This is a genomic window from Luteimonas sp. KH_071 (genome assembly GCF_057838005.1).
Window position 1 is genome coordinate 1023515 of sequence record NZ_CM174458.1, and the last position, 15242, is coordinate 1038756.

12 protein-coding genes are annotated in these 15242 nt (G+C 66.8%); 8 read left to right on the plus strand and 4 right to left on the minus strand.

Features of this window, described 5'->3' with window-relative positions; translation table 11 throughout:
- Positions 1 to 141: 141 nt before the first annotated feature.
- A complete protein-coding gene (gene upp / locus AC3IRM_RS04735; RefSeq protein WP_489205096.1) occupies positions 142 to 774 on the minus strand; it encodes a uracil phosphoribosyltransferase in 633 nt (210 codons plus the stop codon).
- 124 nt (positions 775 to 898) lie between these two features.
- Entirely contained in the window at positions 899 to 3718 is a 2820-nt protein-coding gene (locus AC3IRM_RS04740; protein ID WP_489205097.1) for a TonB-dependent receptor, read from the minus strand.
- 392 nt (positions 3719 to 4110) lie between these two features.
- Between AC3IRM_RS04740 and AC3IRM_RS04745 the strand changes: the two genes are divergently transcribed.
- Together AC3IRM_RS04745 and AC3IRM_RS04750 are read left to right on the plus strand one after the other, a co-directional pair.
- A complete protein-coding gene (locus AC3IRM_RS04745) occupies positions 4111 to 5526 on the plus strand; it encodes a purple acid phosphatase family protein (RefSeq protein WP_489205098.1) in 1416 nt (471 codons plus the stop codon).
- Positions 5526 to 6134: an inorganic diphosphatase gene (locus AC3IRM_RS04750; protein WP_489205099.1), complete on the plus strand. Its 609-nt coding sequence runs from the start codon at positions 5526 to 5528 to the stop codon at positions 6132 to 6134. Before AC3IRM_RS04745 ends, AC3IRM_RS04750 begins: the two co-directional genes overlap by 1 nt.
- 19 nt (positions 6135 to 6153) lie before the next feature.
- Here AC3IRM_RS04750 and AC3IRM_RS04755 read toward each other — a convergent pair whose 3' ends face one another.
- Together AC3IRM_RS04755 and AC3IRM_RS04760 are read right to left on the minus strand one after the other, a co-directional pair.
- Positions 6154 to 6714 carry a hypothetical protein gene (locus AC3IRM_RS04755; RefSeq protein WP_489205100.1) on the minus strand — a complete coding sequence of 187 codons (561 nt, stop codon included), beginning with the start codon at positions 6712 to 6714 and terminating at the stop codon, positions 6154 to 6156.
- A gap of 198 nt (positions 6715 to 6912) precedes the next feature.
- The gene (locus tag AC3IRM_RS04760; RefSeq protein WP_489205101.1) at positions 6913 to 8412 is read right to left on the minus strand and encodes an aminotransferase class III-fold pyridoxal phosphate-dependent enzyme; all 1500 of its coding nucleotides are present in this window, start codon (positions 8410 to 8412) and stop codon (positions 6913 to 6915) included.
- 183 nt (positions 8413 to 8595) lie between these two features.
- Here AC3IRM_RS04760 and AC3IRM_RS04765 point away from each other — a divergent pair, with 183 nt between their 5' ends.
- The 6 genes from AC3IRM_RS04765 to secF all read left to right on the plus strand — a co-directional run bounded on the left by AC3IRM_RS04765 (position 8596) and on the right by secF (position 15066).
- The gene (locus AC3IRM_RS04765; RefSeq protein WP_489205102.1) at positions 8596 to 9027 is read left to right on the plus strand and encodes an Lrp/AsnC family transcriptional regulator; all 432 of its coding nucleotides are present in this window, start codon (positions 8596 to 8598) and stop codon (positions 9025 to 9027) included.
- Between the two features lie 376 nt (positions 9028 to 9403).
- Positions 9404 to 10444 carry a tRNA preQ1(34) S-adenosylmethionine ribosyltransferase-isomerase QueA gene (gene queA, locus AC3IRM_RS04770; RefSeq protein WP_489205103.1) on the plus strand — a complete coding sequence of 347 codons (1041 nt, stop codon included), beginning with the start codon at positions 9404 to 9406 and terminating at the stop codon, positions 10442 to 10444.
- A gap of 25 nt (positions 10445 to 10469) precedes the next feature.
- Positions 10470 to 11606, plus strand: a complete 1137-nt coding sequence (gene tgt / locus AC3IRM_RS04775; RefSeq protein ID WP_489205104.1) for a tRNA guanosine(34) transglycosylase Tgt — start codon at positions 10470 to 10472, stop codon at positions 11604 to 11606.
- A 117-nt stretch (positions 11607 to 11723) separates the two neighbouring features.
- Positions 11724 to 12065, plus strand: a complete 342-nt coding sequence (gene yajC / locus AC3IRM_RS04780; protein ID WP_232116452.1) for a preprotein translocase subunit YajC — start codon at positions 11724 to 11726, stop codon at positions 12063 to 12065.
- A 141-nt stretch (positions 12066 to 12206) separates the two neighbouring features.
- The gene (gene secD / locus AC3IRM_RS04785) at positions 12207 to 14087 is read left to right on the plus strand and encodes a protein translocase subunit SecD (RefSeq protein ID WP_489205105.1); all 1881 of its coding nucleotides are present in this window, start codon (positions 12207 to 12209) and stop codon (positions 14085 to 14087) included.
- A 13-nt stretch (positions 14088 to 14100) separates the two neighbouring features.
- The gene (gene secF, locus AC3IRM_RS04790; RefSeq protein WP_489205106.1) at positions 14101 to 15066 is read left to right on the plus strand and encodes a protein translocase subunit SecF; all 966 of its coding nucleotides are present in this window, start codon (positions 14101 to 14103) and stop codon (positions 15064 to 15066) included.
- Positions 15067 to 15242 lie beyond the last annotated feature (176 nt).

A 15242-nucleotide genomic window follows, 5' to 3' on the forward strand; every position in this document is an offset into this window, starting at 1 on the left:
CGGATTCCTGCCGGAGCGCATTTGCGCACGCGATCCGCGCATGATCTGTGATGCCGCATCACACGCGAGCGCGCGCCTGCACGGGGCGCGCTGATCCGCGTCAGCAAGGGCGTGACGCCAGACGGCTGCTGGCGTTGGCCCTCAATCCACCCGCGTGCCGAAGATCTTGTCGCCGGCATCGCCGAGGCCGGGCAGGATGTAGCCCTTCTCGTTGAGGCGCTCGTCGATCGACGCGGTGTAGACCTCCACATCCGGATGCGCGGCTTCGAGCGCGCGCAGGCCTTCCGGCGCGGCCACCAGGAACAGGCCCTTGATGCGGCTCGCGCCGGCGGCCTTGAGCATCGACACCGTCGCGATCAGGGTGCCGCCGGTGGCCAGCATCGGATCGAGGATCAGCGCGGTGCGGTCGGCCATGTCACCGACCAGGTTCTCGTAATAGGGCACGGCTTCGAGCGAATCCTCGTCGCGCTTGATGCCGACCACGCTGACCTTGGCTGCGGGAATCAGGTCCAGCACACCCGGCAGCATGCCTAGGCCGGCGCGCAGGATCGGTACCAGGGTGATCTTGCGGCCCTTGATGCGGCGCACGCGCACGGTGCCCGCCCAGCCTTCGACCTCGGCTTCTTCGGTCTCCAAATCCGCTGTCGCCTCGTAGGTCAACAGGGTCGCGACCTCGGCTGACAGCTCGCGGAAGGTCTTGGTGCTGTTGTCGGCGCGGCGCATCAGGCCGAGCTTGTGCTGCACCAGCGGATGACGGACTTCGACGGTTTTCATGGCATGACCTGTGCGGAAGCGATGCCCATAGGATCGCATGCGTCATCGGCAGTCGCGGTTTCGCGGCCGAAACGCAGAGGGGCCGGATATGCCGGCCCCTCGTCATGCACGGTGCGGCGATGGATCAGAACTGGTAGCGCACGCCTGCCAGCCACGAGCGGCCGAAGCCCTCCATTTCCAGTACGCGGTTGCGCTGGCCCTGGAATCGGATCTGCTTCGTGTCCTGGATGTTGTTGACCTCGCCGAAGACGCTCCAGCCGGCGCCAAGCGCGTAGCTGGTCGAGAAGTCGAGACTCGCGCGGTCGTTCCAGTAGACGTTGAGCTCGGGATTGGTGATGTCGAAGGACTGGATGAACTTCGAACGGTAGTTGTAGGCCAGGCGGGCATTGAGGCCGCGCATTTCGTAGGTCAGCGCGAAGTTGTAGTTCGTCCGCGAGGTGCCCGGCAGTTCGGTTTCGCCCAGATCGAACGGCAGCTCGGCTTTCGACTTCGCGTAGGTGTAGTTGGCGTAGACGCCCAGCCCCGACAGCGCGCCCGGCAGCATGTCGAAGGTCTGCTGCCAGGACAGTTCCGCGCCGTAGATGCGACCATTCTCGCCGTTTTCGGCACGGGTGATCTGGAAGATCTGGCCGGGACCGGCGGCCTCGTCGCGTGAGGCGACGAACAGCGGGTCGTCGATGCGCTTGTAGAACAGCGCTGCCGACATCAGGCCGAGCGGACGCAGGTAGTGTTCGAACGACAGGTCCAGATTGTGCGCGAATGCTTCGCGGACCATCGGGTTGCCTTCGCTGATGGCGATCACGTTGAGATCGTCCGCCTCGCCGATCACCCGGTAAGGTGCGGTGTGCATGAAGTCCGGGCGGTTGATCGCGGTGGAGTAGGAGGCGCGCAGGATGGAATCCGGATTGGCCTCGTAGCGGAAGTGCAGGCTCGGCAGCACGTTGCCATAGCTGCGACTCGCGGTCTGCGGCAGCACCTCGCCACTGTCTTCGTCGAACTGCAATGCGCTGCCTTCGAGCTCGGTGCGCTCGTAACGCACACCGGCAATCATCGTCAGCGCGTCCCAGTTGGCATCGAGGCGCGCATAACCCGCATAGACGTTCTCTTCGGCCTGATAGTCGCCGGTCAAAGAGTCGGGAATGAGACGTGTGTTGTTGGCGCTCTCGAGCAGCGGACCTGCGTATCTGTCGAAGATGTCTCGGCAGAAGCGGCGGCCGGTCAGGAAATAATCGAAGTTGTTCGACAGGCTGTCGCACAGCATGTCGGAATAGCCGATGCCCAGGCCGGCGAAATCCGAGGTGCTGCCGTTACGGAAGCGCTCGTCGTCGAACATCTTGTCGCGCTGACGCGCCCTCACGCCGAACTTGAGGTCGCCGCTGTCGCCCAGAAAGGTCTGCTGGCGCCCCAGATCAAGGCGCAGCGCGTTCTCGTTCTCCTCGCCGTACTCATAGCGGTCGTTGAGGCGACGGAACGCGTACCAGTTCTCCGGCAGGTTGACGCCGGTCGCCGGCGCGTCCGGGCGGCCGATGATGGTCCAGGTCGGGAAATCCGGATTCGCGTAGTCGTATTCGAATTGCGGGCGCACGCTGGAGCGGAAGATGTACTGCATGCGCGGGCTGGTGGTCTTGGTGGCACGGCTCTGCGAGGCCTGCCAGTCGAGCTTCCAGGCATCACCGAGAAAATGTTCGCCGGCCAGGTTGTAGGTGCGGATGCTCTTGTCGTAGGTGCGCTCGCGCAGCTCCTTGTCGAAGGTCGCGCGCGCGCGGCCGGTGGTCTCGCCGGCGTCGGGCGCGAAGTTGTCGAGTGCGATGATCAGGTTGTCGCGGAACTCGCGGTCCACGAAGTTCGAGTCCGATGCGACGAAATAGACCAGGTTGTCCGGATTGATGCGGTAATCGAAACGGCCGGTGATGCCTTTGCGGGTGCGCAGGCCTTCGTAATCCTTGACCTGGATCTCGCTCGGCGCGAACACGTCTTCGCCGATGCGGGTGTAGAGCGTTTCCACGTTGTCGGTGAAGCGGCCCTGCTTGCTGATCGAGCCCGAGATGAGCACGCCGATGTTCTGCTCGGCGCCGAAGCGGTTGCCCACGGTCGCGTTGTAGCGCTGGTTGTCGCCGTCGCCGAGCTGGTACTTGCCGCCCGCAAGCGAGGCGCGCAGCGTCAGTCCTTCGCGGTCCAGCGCACTCTGCGTGCGGATGTTGATGTTGCCGGCGATCGCGTCGCCGTCCATGTCGGGGGTGATCGCCTTGGTGACTTCCAGCGCGGCGATGACGTCCGAGGGAATCGTGTCGAGTTCGACGCCCCGGCTGGTGGCATCGGGATTGGCCAGCTGCACACCGTCGATGGTGACCGTCGTGAACTCTTTCGGCGCGCCGCGCACCGTCACGTAGCGACCTTCACCCTGGTCGCGCTCGATCGACACGCCCGGAATTCGTTGCGTGGATTCGGCGATGTTGTTGTCGGGGAACTGGCCGAGCAGATCGGCCGAGACCACGTTGACGTAGTTCGTCGACGCACGTTGCTGGTTGAGCGCCATGGCCTGTGCGTCACGGCTGGCCCGCACTTCGACCACACCCATGTCGGTCGCGGCGACGGTGCTGCGCAGCGTGACCTCCACCTGTGCACCGCGCGTGTCCCCCACGACGACTTCGGTCTGGTGCCGCGTGTAGCCCAGATAGTCCACCTGCAATGGATAGCGCCCCGGCGCGAGGCCGGTCACGCGAAAGTAGCCCTCGCGATCGGTACTGACCTGGCGGCCATCGACAGTCACGATCGCGCCTTCGAGTGACACGCCGCGGGAGGCTTCGCTGACCTTGCCGACGATCGTGTTGGCCATGGCTGCAATCGTGTCGACGCTCGACGACTGTGCGGTGGCAGGCTGCGGGCAGGCCAGGGCGAGCGTGGCTGCGATGGCCGCGGCGAGGACGGTACGACTGGATGACATGGGGACTCCGATGAGGGATGCGTGTGTCGGGGGCATGGCGAAGCCGCAGCCGCCACGTCGCGGAGCGCGGCGTGCGTTGCTTGGTCTGTGTTGTGGCGTGCGTCGCGCGTCGGCGACGCCCTGTTCCCCCTGGGGTCGGCATCTTGCGACGCTTCGATGACACTTCTGTTGTGGCGGTGCGTCAGTGCGATGTCGCAGCCCACGTGCAACGTGGCTGCAATCTCGCGCGTCGATCATGACGCGCTGTGCCGATGCGCATGACCGTCCCGCGACATCGATGCGACGGTGAGGTGGCGATCGCCGCATCATCTCTCTGCCCGATCTTTCGACATCCACGCTCTGCGACGTACTCGCTTGCAGCGGATGCGGCTCTACACGAGGACACACCACCCATGACACACGCGCTGCCCGCACGCCTGCCCCGTTTCCTGCTGCTGAGCGCTGCTCTGTTCGCGATGCCGCTCCATGTCGGCGCCGCGGGCGAGACACGTGTCGAGCCGAACACCCTCGTACCCGCAGGCGTCATGCGCTACGCGCCGAGCGTATTCCCCGATCGCATCGTCGCCACGCCGGCGCAGGAAGCATCGACGGGGTTCGGCGTGTCCTGGCGGACGGCATTGCCGGCGCAGTCGTCGCCCGTCATTGATGCGCCCGTCGTGGAGATCGTCGTCGCTGGCGACTCGCCGGATATGGGGCCGCGTCGCCGCGTCGCGGCGCGCAGCACGACCCTGGATGGCGAGAACGGCGCCGCGGAATTCCATCACGCCGATGTCGATGGCCTGCAGCCCGATACGCTCTACGCCTGGCGCGTGCAGGGCGGTGGCACATGGAGTCCGTGGATGCAGACGCGCACCGCGGCTGCGGCGGGTGCACCGCTGACGCTGCTGTATTTCGGCGACACCCAGAACAAGAACGCCAGCCTGAGCACGCGTGTATTGCGGGAGGCGCACCGGCAGGCGCCCGACGCCAGGCTCGCGCTGTTCGCCGGCGATCTGGTCAGTGGCGGCGACGGCGAAGACGACAACGAGTGGGGCGAGTGGTTCGACGCCGTGGGCCCGCTGGCGACGATGGTCGTCAACGCGCCGGCACCGGGCAATCACGAGTACTGGGAAGAGTTCGAAGACACGCCGCAGGAGCGGCGCGTGCTCGGCGGCCACTGGTCGCGCACGTTCGCGCTGCCGGCCAATGGCGCGCCGGGCGCCGAGGCGACGAGCTACTGGTTCGACTACCAGGGCGTGCGCGTGGTGGTGCTCGATGGCACCTCCGCGCTGGATCTTGGCACCGCCGAAGCGCAGGCCGCATGGCTCGACCAGACGCTCTCGGCCAATCCGCATCCCTGGTCGATCGCGTTGATCCACCAGCCGATGTATTCGCCGCGCCAGGACCGCGACAACGTCGCGCTGCGCGATCACGTGTTGCCGGTCCTCGAGCGGCAACGGGTCGACCTGGTGCTGCAGGGACACGACCACGTCTATGGCCGCCGCGCCGGCGAAGACCCGGCGCGCGCGACCCCGCAGTACCTGGTGTCGGTGGTCGGCGCGAAGCAGTACCGGTTGTCGGACGGCGCGCGCCGCGACATGGATCCCACCGCCGAGGACACCCAGCTGTTCCAGGTGATCCGCCTCGACGGCGAGACCCTGCACTACGAATCACGCACCGCGACCGGCCGCCTGTACGACGCGTTCGAGATCCGCGGCGCCACGCCGCAGACACGCACGCTGCACGAGATCACCGAAGGCCGGATCGACCCGCGCGACTGCACCCGTGAGGAAACCCTCAAGGGTCGTGCCGACCGGTGCTGGGAGTGATGCACGTGCGGAGTCGAATTCTTGCAACGCTGCTTGCTGCATCGTTCGCATGCGCGATGCCGCTTGGCGCGATTGCCGCGACACCGCCCGCGCACGATCGCCAGCCGGAAACCGCACCGGACGAGGCGATGCTGCGGGTCGAGATTCCAGCTGGCGGCTTCACCAAGTACGAGAGCGATGCCGAGGGCCGCATCCATGTCGACCGGTTCCTGTCGATGCCGATGGCGTACCCGGCGAACTACGGCTCGATGCCCGGCACGCACGCCGGTGACGGCGATCCGCTCGATGCCTTGGTGCTGACACGCGCGCCGCTGTATCCGGGCGTACTGATCCGCTTCCGCCCGCTGGGCGTGCTGCGGATGGTCGACGGCGGCGACGCCGACGAGAAGATCATCGGCGTGCCGGCCGACGACGTGGATCCCACGTACGCCGGCATCCGCACGCTCGACGATCTGCCGGCGATGGAGCGCGATCGCATCGAAGCGTTCTTCCGGGTCTACAAGGATCTGCCGGACGGCGGCAACCGCGTCGAACTGCGCGGCTGGGGTGGGGTGGACGAAGCGAAGGCGGTGATGCGCTCGGCGATCGGGGGCTTCGACGCGAAGTGAGCGCGGGCCGCGTCGCGGTTCAACTGCAGAACTGCTCGCGCGCCAGCACCGCGTCCTGCAGCAGCGCAAGTTCAAGGGGCGACGGCACCTCGGGTGTCGTCGCGATGAGCCCTCGGATCGCCGGGCACGGACTGTCGGTGTAGCCGGGCGGCCACAGGCCCACGAGTTGCGCGAAGCCGCGCACGACATCCTCCGGTGTGATCTGTCGCCGCATCCGGAAGCGCTCCGGACGCGATTCGAACGGCGTTCGGTACACATCCCGCTGGCCCGGCAGGCGTTCGGCGAATGCGATCGGCGCGACGTCGCCCAGCAATGTGCCGTACGCGAGGCGGAGGGCCGCGTCGGGCGATGTGTGCCCCGTGTCCGTTGATGTGTCGGATGCTGCGTGGATCGGTGCTGTCGAGCGAGGCGGCGACCGTGTGCGCGCACCGGTGACCCCGAGCGCGTCCGGTGGCGCGGGAGTGACCAACGGCAGCGGTGGCGGCCTCAGGAACACCACCTCGAATGTGGCAGCGGGTTGGTCAGGCGCGCGCATTTCACGCGCGAGCAGCCCGTGCAGCACTGCGATGCCGAGCAGCAACGTGAAGCTCGCGGATGCGATGCGCGCGAACGTATCGCCCGCGAACAGGTGCGTCGCGCGACGTCCGTGATTGGATCCGGGGGCAGACGCCACATCGACTTCCTTCCATGGAATCGATGCAGATTAGTCGAATGGCCCGCGTGCGTGCACACGGGTCCGATCGGCTTCCCGGAAGTCGGCGATCGTTGCAGGCCCAGGTCAGGCCGCAGCAGCGCTCGACTGGCGCGGACCTTCGCGCAGCGCCTTGCCGACCATCGACACCATCAACGCGATCTCGGCGTCGTCGATGTTGAAGTGCGGGGTGAAGCGCAGCGAGTTGGTGCCGCCGTGGATCACGCCCAGGCCCTGTTCGCGCAGCCATTCTTCGGTCGAGCCGGCGCCGTAGCACTTGAACTGCGGCGCGAGTTCGCAGGAGAACAGCAGGCCGGTGCCCTGAACCTTGGTGATCAGTCCGCCGAGCTCGGCCTTGAGCGTCTCGAGCGCTTCGACCGACTTGCGGCCGGCGTCGCGGATATTCGCGCGTACGTCGGGCGTGAGCTGCGCGAGCACTGCACAGGCGACATCCAGCGCACGCGGATTGGCGGTCATCGTGTTGCCGTACACACCACTCTTGTAGAGCTGTGCGGCGTGCTCGGTCACCGCTAGCACCGACAGCGGGTACTGGCCGGCGTTGAGCGCCTTCGAATAGGTTTCCATGTCCGGCGCGTCGAGACTCTCGAAGCCGGGATAGTCGACGACCGACAGCACGCCGTGCGCACGCAGACCGGCCTGGATCGAATCGACCAGCAGCAGGCTGCCGTGGGCGCGGGTGAGTTCGCGCGCGACGGCATAGAACGCCGGCGGCAACGCGCGGCCCGGGTCGCCTTCGCCCATCACCGGCTCCAGGAACACGGCCTCGACGAACCAGCCGTTGGCATCCGCATCGGCGAACGCCTGGCGCAGCGCGTCGGCGTCGTAGGGTGGAATCGTGATCAGCGAATTCTCGTCGCGGAAACTCGCGAGATACTTCTTGTAGGTCGCGCGTGAGGAATCGGAATACAGCGCCGGGCGCTCGGTGCGGCCGTGGAAGCTGCCCTTGACCACGATGCGCTTGACCGTGCGCCCGGCGTGGCGGCCACCAGGATCGGTCTGGGTGCGGGTGTTGATGTCGGCGATGCGCGCGGCCAAGCCGACCGATTCGGAGCCGGAGTTCAGGCAGAGGAAGTGGCTGAAGGGGCAGCCGCCGTCGCGGGTATGGCCGATCTCGCGGCGCAGGGCCCGGTCGAGCTTCAGCTGCGACAGGCTCGGGGTCATGATGTTGGCCATCGGCACCGGCTGCGCCATCGCTGTGATCACGTCCTTGGGCGTGTGGCCGAAGCCGAGCATGCCGTAGCCGCCCGAATCGTGGAGCACGGCGCCCTTGAGCGTGACGACCCAGGGGCCGCGTGCGGTCAGCGCGACATACGGATTCACCGCGTCGCCGGCATAGAAGTTGATATAGCCGGCCTGCACGGCGCGCGCCTGCGCGTCTTCGTCGAGCTCGAGCAGTTCCGGAAATTCCCGAGCCACTGCGGCATGCGCATCGGCGGCGGCGCGGGCGGCCTCGACGAGGTCGGGGTGCGTCGCGGCGAAGCGTTCGAGCACATCGTCCGGCAGACCGGTGGTGCGGCGCGTGCCGCCATGGGCGCGCAGCGCGGCGAGGATCTGGATGACGGACATGCGAATCGCTCCTTGGGACGTCGGGGAGGGCCGGCATCGGATGCTGGCCGCGGTCGGCGATGCCGTGCGGCTGCGGGTCGAGCCGACGGTCTTTCCATTATCTGGACGATTCTGTCGAACGGAAGCGACGGAACGCCGACGGATGCGTAGAATTTCGGCAGATCGCCGAAACAGGTTGCGCCCATGTCCCCCGAGTCCGCCGATGTCCAGCTGCTGATCCTGCTCCGCGAGAACGCACGGCTGTCGACGGCGGAGATCGCGCGCCGTCTGGGGCTGTCGCGCACCACCGTGCAGAGCCGGATCGAACGGCTCGAGCGCGAAGGCGTGATCAGCGGCTATACGGTGCGGGTGCGCGAGGATTTCGAGCAGGGCCACATCCGCGCCCAGATCATGATCACCGTGCGCCCGCGACAGATGACCCCGGTGATCACCGCGCTGCGGGCGATCAGCGCGGTGCGGGCCCTGCACTCGGTCAGCGGGCCCTACGACCTGATCGCGCTCGGCGTGGTGCCGACGGTCGCCGACATGGATGAACTGACCGACCGCATCGGCTGCGTCGAGGGGGTCGAGCGGACGACATCGTCGATCATCCTGTCGACGAAATTCGAGAGATAAGCGTCTCCGTCCGCGGCGGAGACACCTTGGCCCCTCTCCCTCCGAGAGAGGGGAGGACCATCGGCGGATGCCGATGGTGGGGTGAGGGCTGGGGCGTTGCCTGCAGTGTGTGTTCTTTCAAGCCGATGCGAGAAGCGCCCTCACCCCAACCCCTCTCCCGATGGGAGAGAGGCTCAAGCCGCCGGAAGCGCCTGCACCGTCGCGAGACAGACACGCATTCCAACCCCCGCTCCGCGCCCCGGCCCTCGCGTTGCCGCGAGGGCGTTCAGCGACACGCGAGCCAGTGGCTCGCAAACGTGTCTCTTCACCCCAGAGGGAGAGGGGCTCGAGCTGCCACCTTCATTACAATGTCCCCCCGCATTCCTCCACCCATCCCTTGAAGAAGTCCGATTTCCATTTCGACCTGCCCGAAGCGCTGATCGCGCAGGCGCCGCTGGCCGAGCGCTCGGCAAGCCGGCTGCTGGTCGTGCCGTCCGGCGATGGCGCGTTCGAGGATCGGCATGTCCGCGACCTGCCGGATCTGCTGCAGCCAGGCGATCTGCTGATCTTCAACGACACGCGGGTGATTCCCGCGCGGCTGTTCGGACAGAAGGACAGCGGCGGGCGCGTGGAAATCCTGATCGAGCGTCTGCTGCCCGGCAACGAGGCGCGTGCGCAGATCGGCGCCAGCAAGTCGCCCAAGCCCGGCGGCCGCATCCAGCTCGATGCCGGCGGCAGCGCCGAGGTGCTGTCGCGCGACGAAGGCTTCTACCACCTGCGGTTCGAACTCGACGACACGCTCGAATCCTGGCTGCTCAAGGCCGGGCGCATGCCGCTGCCGCCCTACATCCGCCGCGAGCCGGGCCGGGACGACGCCGAGCGCTACCAGACCGTGTTCGCGCGCGAGATCGGCGCGGTCGCCGCGCCCACCGCGGGCCTGCATTTCGACGATGCGCTGCTGGCGCGTCTGCGTGATCGCGGCGTCGAGTTCGGCCATGTCACGCTGCATGTCGGGGCGGGCACGTTCCTGCCGATGCGGGTCGAGGACGTGCGCGAGCACCGCATGCACAGCGAGTGGCTCAACGTCGGCGCCGAACTCGTCGCGCAGATCCGCCGCACGCGCGAAGCGGGCGGCCGGGTAATCGCGGTCGGTACGACCGTCGTGCGTGCACTGGAAAGCGCCAGTGTCGACGGCGAATTGCATCCCTTTGCCGGCGAAACCCAGATCTTCATCTTCCCCGGCTACCGCATCCGCAGCGTCGACGCGATGGTGACGAACTTCCATCTGTCCGAATCCACGCTGCTGATGCTGGTCTCGGCCTTCGCCGGCAAGGACCGCGTCTTTGCCGCCTACGACCATGCGGTGCAGGCACGGTACCGGTTCTTCTCCTATGGCGACGCGATGCTGCTGTGGGGCGCACCCGCGCCCGCCGCCTGACCGTCGCCCGCCCCCAAGAGTCTCCATGTCCAGATTGCAGTTCGAGCTGATCACCACCGATGGCGTCGCGCGCCGCGGGCGCCTGACGTTCCCGCGCGGCACCATCGAAACCCCGGCCTTCATGCCCGTCGGCACCTACGGCACGGTCAAGGGCGTGTTGCCCGAGCAGGTACGTGCGCTGGGCGCGGAGATCATCCTCGGCAACACCTTCCATCTGTACCTGCGGCCGGGGCTCGAGGTCATCGAGGCGCACGGCGGCCTGCACGGCTTCGCGCGCTGGGACAAGCCGATCCTCACCGATTCCGGCGGGTTCCAGGTCTTCTCGCTCGCGCACAAGCGCAAGATCACCGAGGAAGGCGTGACCTTCGCGGCGCCGACCGACGGCGCGAAAGTGTTCCTCGGGCCCGAGGAAAGCATGCGCATCCAGAAGGTGCTCGATTCGGACATCGTGATGATTTTCGACGAGTGCCCGCCGGTGCAGATCGACGGCAAGCCGGTGCATCCGCGCGTGGTCGAGAAGTCGATGGAGCTGTCGCTTCGCTGGGCCGCGCGCTCCAAGCGCGCGCACGAAGGCAATGATGCGGCGCTGTTCGGTATCGTGCAGGGCGGCGTGCACCACGAGTTGCGCACGCGCTCGGCCGAGGGTCTGAAGGACATCGGCTTCGACGGCTACGCGATCGGCGGCCTCGCGGTCGGCGAGACCGAGGACGAGCGCAACGCGATGCTCGACCACACCGCGCCACAGCTGCCGGAAGACCGCCCGCGCTACCTGATGGGTGTGGGCCGGCCGGAGGATCTGGTCGAGGCGGTCGCGCGCGGCGTCGACATGTTCGACTGCGTGATGCCCACCCGCAACGCGCGCAACGGGCATTTCTTCACATCCACCGGCGTGATCCGCATCCGCAACGCGAAGTTCGAGAAGGACCTGCGCCCCATCGAAGAGGGCTGCGGCTGCGAGGCCTGCAGCGGCGGCTTCACCCGCGCCTACCTGCGGCACCTGGACCGCTGCGGCGAAATGCTCGGCCCGATGCTGGGCACCCTGCACAACCTCTGGTACTACCAGAAGCTCATGGCCGACATGCGCGCCGCGATCGCCGCGGGAACCTTTGCCGCGTTCCGGGAGTCTTTCTACAGCGCCCGGGCGGGGAATCCGGGCGCCTGAGCCGTCACGGCGACGTCCTCGGCCCCACCACCGCCCATTCACCCGCTGCCCGGCCTGCGTCCGCGCCCGGCCGTGTCATAATCGCCCGCTGTCTGTTTTCGACTCATGGATGCCCCGATGAATCTGCTGGACCTTGTGATCGCCCCCGCCCACGCCGCTGCCGCAGCTCCGGGCGCAGGCCCCAGCCTGCTGTCGACGCTGGCTTTCCCGATCATCCTGATCGCGATCATGTACTTCCTGATGATCCGCCCGCAGATGAAGCGCACCAAGGAACACCGCGCGATGCTCGAGAAGCTGTCGGTCGGCGACGAAGTCATCACCAACGGCGGCATCGCCGGCGTCGTGCGCAACATCGGCGACAGCTTCCTGACGATCGAGATCGCCGAGCGCGTGGAAATCCGCGTGCAGAAGGGTGCGGTCGGCAACGTGCTGCCCAAGGGCACCCTCAAATCGGCGTAACCGGACGACGCGGCCGGGACGATCCCGGTTGCTCGGTGGGCGCTGTCCCGCTCGGCACCGACTCCCCCTTTCCCGCGTGCGGGAGAGGGCAAGGGGTGAGGGCGAGAGCGATCATGAAAATTCTGCGAGACGGTATCCGCAATGCTTGAATTCCCGCGCTGGAAATACGCCCTCATCCTGGTGGTGCTGGTCTTGGCTGCGCTGTACGCGCTGCCAAATGCCTACCAGAAGAACCCGTCGGTGCAGATCACCCCGAGCACCAGCGAGGCGCGCATCGACGAGGCGCTGAAGGCGCGGGTCGACGGGCTGCTCACGGCCGCCGGCGTGACCCCGATCGGCACCGAGATGGACGAGGACCATCTGCTGGTCCGCCTGTCCGATTCGGACGCGCAGACACTCGCATCCGACACGCTGCGCCCGGTGCTCGGCGAGAACTATTCGGTCGCGCTGAATCTCGCATCGACCGTGCCGGACTGGCTCGACAAGCTGGGCGCGCGTCCGATGACCCTGGGCCTGGATCTGCAGGGCGGCGTGCACTTCGTCATGCAGGTCGACCAGGCCGCGGCGCTGCAGAAGCGCGTCGAAGGCTATGCAGACGGCATCCGCACCGTGCTGCGCGATGCGCGTATCGGGTATTCCAGTGTCGAGCGACGCCCCGACAACACGATCGGCGTGGTGCTGGTCGAAGGTGCCGACGTCAACGCCGCGCGCACGCAGATCATCGACAGCCTCGCCAGCGCCTCGGGCCAGGTGGTCGGCGGCAGCGGTCCGCAGGTGCTGGCCGACGGCAACCGCATCACCGTACGCCTGTCCTCGGGCGAGATCGGGCGCATCGCGACCGACGCGGTCGAGCAGAACCGCACCGTGATCTCCAACCGCATCAACTCGATCGGCGTCTCCGAACCGGTGCTGCAGCGCCAGGGCGAAGACCGTCTGGTCATCCAGTTGCCGGGCCTGCAGGACACCGCCGAAGCGAAGCGTCTGATCGGCGCGACCGCCACGCTGGAGTTCCGCGCCGTGACCGGCGACGAGAACCAGGCTGCCGCGGCCGTCGCGTCGGGCAATATCCCGGCCGATTCGCGTATCTACTACAACGACGCCGGCACGCCGCTGCTGCTGTCGCGGCGCATCCTGGTGCAGGGCGACCAGCTGATCAACGCCAATCCGCAGACTGACGAGAATGGGATGCCCGCCGTCGGCATCACGCTCAACAGCGCCGGTGGCAAGCGCATGCTCGACCACACGTTGCAGAACGTCGGTCAGCGTCTGGGTATCGTGTATGTCGAGCGCATTCCCACCGTGCGCATCGTCGACGGTGAGGAAGTGCGTTCGGCACGCAGCGTCGAGCGCGTGATCAGTTCCTCGACCATCCAGGGCGTGTTCGGTCGTGAATTCCGCACAACCGGCCTGAGCCGCGATGAAGCCAACGATCTCGCCCAGCAGCTCAAGGCGGGTGCGCTGGCCGCGCCGATGGACTTCGTCGAAGAGCGCGTGGTCGGCCCGAGCCTGGGCGCCGAAAACGTCGAGCGCGGCATCACCGCCGTGCTCTACGCGTTTGTGTTCACCCTGATCTTCTTCATGTTCTATTACCGCATGTTCGGCATCGTGACCTGTCTGGCGTTGATCCTGAATCTGCTGATCGTGGTCGCGGTGATGTCGCTGTTCGGCGCCACGATGTCGCTGCCGGGCTTCGCCGGTCTGGCGCTGTCGATCGGCCTGTCGGTCGACGCCAACGTGCTGATCAACGAGCGCATCCGCGAGGAGCTTCGCGCAGGCATGCCGCCGAAGGCGGCGATCGTGACCGGCTACGAGAAGGCGTCGGACACGATCTTCGACTCCAACCTCACCGGCATGATCGCGGGCATCGCGCTGTACGCGTTCGGCACCGGTCCACTGCAGGGCTTCGCGGTCACGCTGGTGATCGGTATCGTCGCCTCGATGTTCACTGCAATCGTCGTCTCGCGCGCGCTGGTCACCTTGATCTACGCGCCGCGCAAGAAGCTCAAGTCCCTGGCGATCTGACGGGAGAGACCCCATGAAAATTTTCCCGTTGACCCTCGTCCCCGCGAACACCCGCATCGATTTCATGCGGTTCCGCCATGTGTTCATCACCGTCGCCTTGCTGATGCTCGTCGGGTCTTTCGCGGTGATCGGCCTCAAGGGCTTCAACTTCGCGCTCGACTTCACCGGCGGCACCGCGGTGAACGTGCGGTTCGAGAATCCGGTGAGCGTCGACGAAGTGCGCGAGCGCCTGCAGGACGCGGAGATCGAGAACGCCCAGGTGCAGACCTACGGCAGCGGCAACGACCTGCTGATCCGGGTGCGCGCGGCGGATGACATCGCGCACATCGCCGACAACACCGAACTGGCGCAGCACGTGCTGGACGCGGCGACGACGGCCGACAATCCCGGTCAGATCCTGAGCACCGAGTCGATCGGCGCCCAGGTGTCCGGGGACCTGCGCAAGAACGCGATCTACGCCGCCATCTTCGTGCTGGTGGGCTTCCTGCTCTACATCAGCTTCCGGTTCGAATGGAAGTTCGCGGTCGTCGCCAGCATCACCACGCTGTTCGACGTCGCGGTGGTCGCCGCTCTGTTCGCGTTGACCGGTCGCGAGTTCGACCTGACCGTGCTCGCGGGCCTGCTGTCGGTGATGGGCTTCTCGATCAACGACACCATCGTGGTCTTCGACCGCGTTCGCGAGAACTTCCGCGGCCTGCGCGCCGATCCGCTGGAAGTGTTCAACCGATCTATCAACCAGACGCTGTCGCGCACCATCATCACCTCGCTGGTGTTCTTCCTGTCGGTGTTCGCACTGTTCCTCTACGGCGGTGGTTCGCTCGAAGGCCTGGCGTTGACGCAGATGCTGGGCGCGGTCGTCGCCACGGTGTCGTCGATCCTGATCGCGTGCCCGCTGCTGACCTACGGCGTGCTGCGGGTGACCAAGCAGGATCTGCTGCCCAAGGCACGGGATGAGGAAGCGCTCGCGCGTCGTCCATAAGCGGACCGTTGATTCGTAAATCGATACACAGCACGAGGCCGCGCAATGCGCGGCCTCGTGCTGTCTGGCGAACGGCATCCGGGGTGCGGGTCCGGTGTAGTGTTTTCAACCGGCTGCGCGCGGATGCACGCGCCAGGACAGACGGGCGCCGCTGCATGACGTGCATACGCCGTCGG

Coding starts and splice junctions, on each gene's coding strand:
- AC3IRM_RS04760 (WP_489205101.1), bottom strand. CDS start 8,412: ATGTCCGTCATCCAGATCCTCGCCGCGCTGCGCGCCCATGGCGGCACG.
- upp (WP_489205096.1), bottom strand. CDS start 774: ATGAAAACCGTCGAAGTCCGTCATCCGCTGGTGCAGCACAAGCTCGGC.
- secF (WP_489205106.1), top strand. CDS start 14,101: ATGAAAATTTTCCCGTTGACCCTCGTCCCCGCGAACACCCGCATCGAT.
- AC3IRM_RS04750 (WP_489205099.1), top strand. CDS start 5,526: ATGCACGTGCGGAGTCGAATTCTTGCAACGCTGCTTGCTGCATCGTTC.
- tgt (WP_489205104.1), top strand. CDS start 10,470: ATGTCCAGATTGCAGTTCGAGCTGATCACCACCGATGGCGTCGCGCGC.
- secD (WP_489205105.1), top strand. CDS start 12,207: ATGCTTGAATTCCCGCGCTGGAAATACGCCCTCATCCTGGTGGTGCTG.
- AC3IRM_RS04740 (WP_489205097.1), bottom strand. CDS start 3,718: ATGTCATCCAGTCGTACCGTCCTCGCCGCGGCCATCGCAGCCACGCTC.
- yajC (WP_232116452.1), top strand. CDS start 11,724: ATGAATCTGCTGGACCTTGTGATCGCCCCCGCCCACGCCGCTGCCGCA.
- AC3IRM_RS04765 (WP_489205102.1), top strand. CDS start 8,596: ATGTCCCCCGAGTCCGCCGATGTCCAGCTGCTGATCCTGCTCCGCGAG.
- AC3IRM_RS04745 (WP_489205098.1), top strand. CDS start 4,111: ATGACACACGCGCTGCCCGCACGCCTGCCCCGTTTCCTGCTGCTGAGC.